The sequence below is a fragment of the Bacillus cereus genome, assembly GCF_015071065.1.
Taxonomy (GTDB): domain Bacteria; phylum Bacillota; class Bacilli; order Bacillales; family Bacillaceae_G; genus Bacillus_A; species Bacillus_A cereus_BA.
On record NZ_VOVA01000053.1, the window covers coordinates 1 to 5926 of the forward strand.

A 5926-nucleotide genomic window follows, 5' to 3' on the forward strand; every position below is an offset into this window, starting at 1 on the left:
ATATGTTTTGTTTGTTCAGCAGGCATTGATTTAATATGTTGATTTAAAATCCATGTATCTGTAATACCCCAAGAATCTGCTGGTGCTGCTGCTTTTTGTACAACGTCTGCTGATGCTGATGGAGTGTTAAGTGTTCCAACTGCTGTTAAACCGCCTAAAGCGAATGCTCCGATTAATGCTAATTTTCCTAATTTCATTAAAAAATCCCCCTAAATATTTCTATAATATAAAACTTCAAAACTCAATAACATAATATAATATTATGTTAATTCCTTCAAATATTTTCTAAAAAAAGTTATAAATTATAGATAAAGGAAAAGACACCCTAAGGTGTCTTTCTTCGACTTGAACCATCTTAATTTTAATAATATGTATTGGACTCCCATCCAAATATTATTTTACCATGTTAAGTTATATTGTTCATTGTGGAATATGAATCAAATCTATATTTTATCGTTTTCTGACAGAATACTCCTTCCAAGACAAGTTAGCTATCTTAATAATATAGTGGAACAAGATCATCACTTTATCAAGAAACGTGTGCGTTCTATGTTGGGATTTAGGTCATATAAAACAGCAACTTCTATATTGAGTGGTGTGGAAGCCATGCATATGATAAAAAAGGGACAAATTGATTTACAGAATCAGTCTGTCCAAAATCAGAAAGAGTTCATCCACCGAGTGTTTGGACTTATAGCATAAAATACGATTCCGTTAGGAATCTACTATCATCCATGTTCTTCTTCATATATTTGCACCAGAACCGAAAAACTCATATTATCCTTTTTTAGAATATATTTGAAAAAATACAAAAAATATTATAATATAAATAAGCGTATATATGAATAAATAGGGGGAATAATAATGAAATTAGGTAAATTAGCATTAATTGGGGTACTGACATTCGGTGGCTTTACAGCAGTAGAAATGATTAAACCAACTACACAAGCTGCTGCAGCTTACCAAGAACCTTATACTGATCCTGCTAAAGATTTATGGGGATTCACTAATATTCAGCAGTTACCTTATGCAGGTACACAAACTTTAGGTGTGATGAAGGATTCCTATGAATCAGGTGATGAATTTTACTATACTCAAGATACGGTAAAAACAGATGATAAAGCTATTTTAAAAATATACAAAGTACACGCAGATGGTTCAATGCATCGCTATAAAACAATTTATCCAAGTTTTGGCGAACCTGGACATGTATACCCATCTTGGATGACTGAATTTACAGATGTATACACTTCTGGGAAATATGTAGCTGTATTCCGTGATGGCTCTGAGTTCAAATATAGTAAGCAATTTCAAGTTAATTAATATTGTATTAATTAATGTAATAGAGGCATAGCTGAAGTTTTAGAAAATTATGTTAGGCAACTCAGGATACGAAAAGCGCTGATTTAACTTGTTAAGAGGAAAAGCAGCTCTTTTCCACTATAGCGTTATGCAGTGGTATTGTGTATTATGGTTGGTAACCAGGATCGTGGATTTCCGCTGATTTCTCGTGCAGGAATCGGTTATATCGTGATTCAAATGATCCCTCTACTTATGAGATTGTTAGTTGAAATTGCTAAAGCAATATAAGTGTACTGCTAAAAAAGGAACCATTTTTAGGTTCCTTTTTTAGCTCATTCTATAGATATAAGCATCTTCGATAAAAAATCACCTCATTAGGTCATATTCATTAAGTTAACAAAATAAACCGGGTGTTGAAACGCATCCGGTTTATTTTGTTAACTTTAGAATACAAATTTTCACATACTCAAATAAAACTTCAGCATATTTTATTTTTTAAGCAGCGTGCTGAAGTGAAGTTCTATATTCTTGAGTGATGCCAAGTATATCAAATGGTAAATATTTGGTGTTATTTTTTGGGCTTTAACATTTTTTCGTAACTTTTAGAATTGAAACTAATTACTTTTGTTTCTGTTTTTTGTTTATAATCCTTAATAATTAGCACCGGAATACTCGGTTCATTATATTTTCTAAACTGCTGTAGATTCCCTTCATCTGCAACATCTTTCATAATGAATGAGATAGAATTTTCTTGTAACCATGCTTTTGCATCTACACAAGTTTTACATCGATCGTTTCCATATAAAATAATTTCTTTTTCCACTATTTTCCCCGCCATCCTCTAAGATTTACAAAAAGAAAAGTATAGGTTGGAAATCAAAATGAAATTTCATCCTAATTTTAAATTTGCAAACCTTATTATTTTTAAAGACAATATATAATAGAATTTCTACGCTCTTATCTAATAAAGTTAAGGACAAGTGAAAAAATAAAAAAAAGTGTCGGATTTTTTTTATTTCATTCCACTTCAAATTCTATTGAAACTCCGAAAAGGACTTCCTTTTGACTCCCTACAAGATTCTATATCTTTTATCTTATTACTCTATAATAGTTAATTCAAACTTTATCTCTTGTGGCTTTAGCCGTGGGAGTGTCAAAATCCCCCCCTAGTTTTATAACACATAAATTAATATTAACATTTATCAATTCTTATTAAATGCGCCTTGGGGTTATCAATACAATACAGTCCATTCTTCTTCTCTTTTAAATATTTGTGCTAGAATCTAAAAATTCAAAAAAACCAGGGACTTCTAATTTATTAATAACATCTATTTTCTCAAATATCTTCACCTTAATCTCTTGTTCTAAATCATCTCTTTCTTGATAAGGAGTGTTATGTAAACAGCTACAAATTTTAAATTTGAAAAGTTGTAAGATTTCCTCATAATTACAACTACTTAAATTTTCATCGTTTAATTCTATCATATATTATTTCACCCCTATTAATTGTGATTTAAGTTTTTTTAAAGCTTTTTTATGATTATAAGAAATGGTCTGCTCTGATACCGATAGAATTCGTGAAATTTGTTTATTATTATATTCATGAACATAGTATAAATTTAATATTTCCAACTGCTTTTTACTTAATAAACCTAAACCTTTGTATAGCAATTCGTCTGTTATATGCTCTTTTAAGTGAGTTTGCTTTTCTTCGAATTGCATATATGTAGTATCTGTTAAATCATCTCTCATTAATTCCAAGATAGTTGTATTATTCTCCTCTTCATTAGTAATTGATTTATCTAAATTTAATATATTTCTCTTATTATTAGTGGAAACTTTTTTATCAAAACCTATAGAATAAAAGTAAATTAAGTTACTAATATAACTTATTATTTTTACTTTTTTAAAATAAGCTTTAAAAGCTTTATCTAGTAACTGTTTGTTGTCATTGGTTGGTTTTTCTATAACATTAAGAAATAACCCATAATTATCTGCATTCCCAAGAAAATCCCGCATGATAGGATTTTCTAATTTTTCTTGATATAAGCTATAAAAATTATCCATGTCTTTGTTATTCAAAAAATAACCTCCCAATATTAAAAAATACTCTAAGGATATAAAGTGTTTTTACATAAGTCCTTAAGCAATTACAATTAACCGCAAAGCACTTTTCTTTTCTGCTAAGCAGTGTTTTTAAAATATATCTTTAATGCCCAATATTTTTTGAAAAATATTAATTACTTCCTTGTGAAATTTGTTTTCTATTTCCTTATCAATTGTTAGTATTAGAAATAAATGTTTTAAATAGAATTCCCCCTTGTATTGATTAGAAAAAAGATTTAAAGAATAAATACCTAACTAAAAATTCACAAAATTATAGTTTTTATGCGCAAAACATTAAAACACTTCAAATACTTATAACAAACTAAACAAAAGCAATGCCCAGGGGACATTGCTCTTTAATCAGTATTTGATTGTTATATAAGATGGGCTTGCTGTAATATAAAATGTCATGTTTTTGCTATTATGAACTTTATATTGTTTTGAACCATTCACCATAATCTCAGCATCTATAATAAAACCTTCTCCAACATTTACAACACCAGCAACATCTTTGTCATCCCAAGAAGGCGAGTTATAGAAGCGTAAATTATCTACCTTAGACAAAATCCGTTGTCCTACAATTGATGAACTCACATTCTCCTTCGTACCTAGCCTAATATAGGATGGATCATATTTTATCCATTGATTTTCTCCAAGGTTTAACCATCCATTTTGTTCACTTAATACAGCATAAGATTCTGGCTTATTTACCTGACGAATTACTGAATAACTTGTCCCAGGTCCTTTTCGTAAATTAATATTGATTCCTTCTATATATACAACCTTGTTAATAGAAGGTACATTTACTTCTAATGATTCCCTAGAATTAAATCCATCATTAGAATGACCGTATGCCCACTTTACATCAGAACGAAATTGAGACTCTGAAACGCCGTGTCTTAATAAATAGGCCAAAGGATCTTCATGTGTTGTACCCCCAAGATGTCTACGGACATCATCATGTGTCCATAACCCTTCTTCTACCGATAATCCCTGATTACGCAAAATCATCGCGAGTAACTTCACATATTTATCGTAGGAACGCTTGAATTTATCATAATCAGCAGTTTCACAAAGCTCTACATGTACAAAGCGGCTATTTGCATTTGGACCTGCACCGTATGCAATGTACTTTGTATCCGCAATTTGAATTGTTTCATTCCAATCTACTGCATAATGTACAAAAGCTGAATGCCATGTACGAGTTTCATATTTTTGAATATTAATAGCTGGTGCTTCTGGTGTTGCTGTACTATGTGCGACAACACCTTCATATGCACCTACACCATTTCGATAAGGAATTTTCGGTAAGTTCTCTATAAAAAGGGTTCTATCAGCAAAAGCACCTGTGGCAAAGCTTACTAAAGACATAAATATCATAAATGCAAAGGTAAATAGACGTGATATTTTTTTCATAAATCAGTCATCTCCCTTTTTACCCAAAATTTGTTTAATTTCAGATACATCTTTAGATAGCGTACCAAATGCTTCAGCTTGTTTAGTAATAACAATTTGATTTTCTGTAATTGTTTGTTGATATCTTTCTTCCCGCTCTTTGTTTTCCTGGCGTGTTGATTCTAATAATTCTTTACTCTCTTTCCTTGTTGAAAATAGCAGCCACACAAATAAGGCGCCAAAAGCACCTTGTGATAGCATGATATTTACAATCTGTTCTTCCATTATATTCATCCCCTTTTTTTCAAAAAAATAGAAGCTCATATATGCTTCCATTTTTGAAACTATATTTTGTTAAATATTTGAAACTTATTGTACTTAACTGTTTTTTAAATTTTTTCTAGTTGATCATTCACCCTTTTTTTGTAATATTCAAAATAATTTGCCTGCTAATCCTCTGCAATATAGGCAATTGTTTTATAAATATATCAGTTAAATGAAAGTATACATATTATCATAGATAAATAATTAGGAAAATATAGGGTGTATCATTATTCTGACCGACTTAGTAGTAAAGTCGTTGCGTTAAATACATTCCGCTTTACCATAAATAAAGAAACGATACTTCCATATCTGACATACCAACAGTACTCGGAATAGAATTAATTTTTAATCCTCTACCATCCACTCCTACTACTTATTATTATACCAATAATTAATCAAGTGCAGTGTAACATAAGTGTAGCATGAGTGTGTCATCTATTTATTTTAAGGTTCATTTTTTAAAGTGTACATTATTACTTCCAAATTTCATTTCAAACAGATTGAACTCCAATACATAAGAATTATATAATGGTAATACACCCTAGACTAATAAGGAATTTCTTTATAACTTGATTACGGATTAAAAACAACGTTTTGTCACTATATCCTATCTTCAAGGCACACTTATCAAGTGTCCAGTTATAAAAATATCTATATATAATAAAATCCCTTTCTACTTCTTCTATATTTTCTAAAGCATTATCAATAGCTTCTATAATAAACACATATTGTTGTAACTCTAATTCTATTCGATTTCTTTCATTGTCCATACATGTATCTGAAGTTTCATCCTCTACTC

The 5926-nt window shown here is 30.1% G+C and carries 7 protein-coding genes and 2 pseudogenes; 2 read left to right on the forward strand and 7 right to left on the reverse strand.

Going from position 1 to position 5926, the window contains the following annotated elements; genetic code table 11:
• Nucleotides 1-197, reverse strand: a 197-nt coding sequence (locus tag FT637_RS29210) for a DUF5065 family protein (protein WP_193649213.1), incomplete at its 3' end; no start/stop codon positions are given.
• Between the two features lie 283 nt (nt 198-480).
• Here FT637_RS29210 and FT637_RS29215 point away from each other — a divergent pair.
• Together FT637_RS29215 and FT637_RS29220 are read left to right on the forward strand one after the other, a co-directional pair.
• Nucleotides 481-702, forward strand: a pseudogene (locus tag FT637_RS29215) (DDE-type integrase/transposase/recombinase); the annotation flags it as partial.
• A gap of 162 nt (nt 703-864) precedes the next feature.
• Nucleotides 865-1323, forward strand: coding sequence for a DUF5065 family protein (locus tag FT637_RS29220; RefSeq protein WP_193649214.1), 459 nt, complete (start codon nt 865-867; stop codon nt 1321-1323).
• Nucleotides 1324-1870: 547 nt separating this feature from the next.
• Here the strand turns inward: FT637_RS29220 and FT637_RS29225 are convergent.
• The 6 genes and pseudogenes from FT637_RS29225 to FT637_RS29250 all read right to left on the reverse strand — a co-directional run.
• Entirely contained in the window at nt 1871-2125 is a 255-nt protein-coding gene (locus FT637_RS29225) for a glutaredoxin family protein (RefSeq protein ID WP_319805981.1), read from the reverse strand.
• Nucleotides 2126-2565: 440 nt separating this feature from the next.
• Entirely contained in the window at nt 2566-2787 is a 222-nt protein-coding gene (locus tag FT637_RS29230; RefSeq protein ID WP_193649215.1) for a hypothetical protein, read from the reverse strand.
• A 3-nt stretch (nt 2788-2790) separates the two neighbouring features.
• Nucleotides 2791-3384: a sigma-70 family RNA polymerase sigma factor gene (locus FT637_RS29235; protein WP_193649216.1), complete on the reverse strand. Its 594-nt coding sequence runs from the start codon at nt 3382-3384 to the stop codon at nt 2791-2793.
• A 384-nt stretch (nt 3385-3768) separates the two neighbouring features.
• The gene (locus FT637_RS29240; protein WP_193649217.1) at nt 3769-4824 is read right to left on the reverse strand and encodes an N-acetylmuramoyl-L-alanine amidase; all 1056 of its coding nucleotides are present in this window, start codon (nt 4822-4824) and stop codon (nt 3769-3771) included.
• 3 nt (nt 4825-4827) lie between these two features.
• Nucleotides 4828-5088: a BhlA/UviB family holin-like peptide gene (locus FT637_RS29245; RefSeq protein ID WP_193649218.1), complete on the reverse strand. Its 261-nt coding sequence runs from the start codon at nt 5086-5088 to the stop codon at nt 4828-4830.
• A 560-nt stretch (nt 5089-5648) separates the two neighbouring features.
• Nucleotides 5649-5926, reverse strand: a pseudogene (locus FT637_RS29250) (transcriptional regulator); the annotation flags it as partial.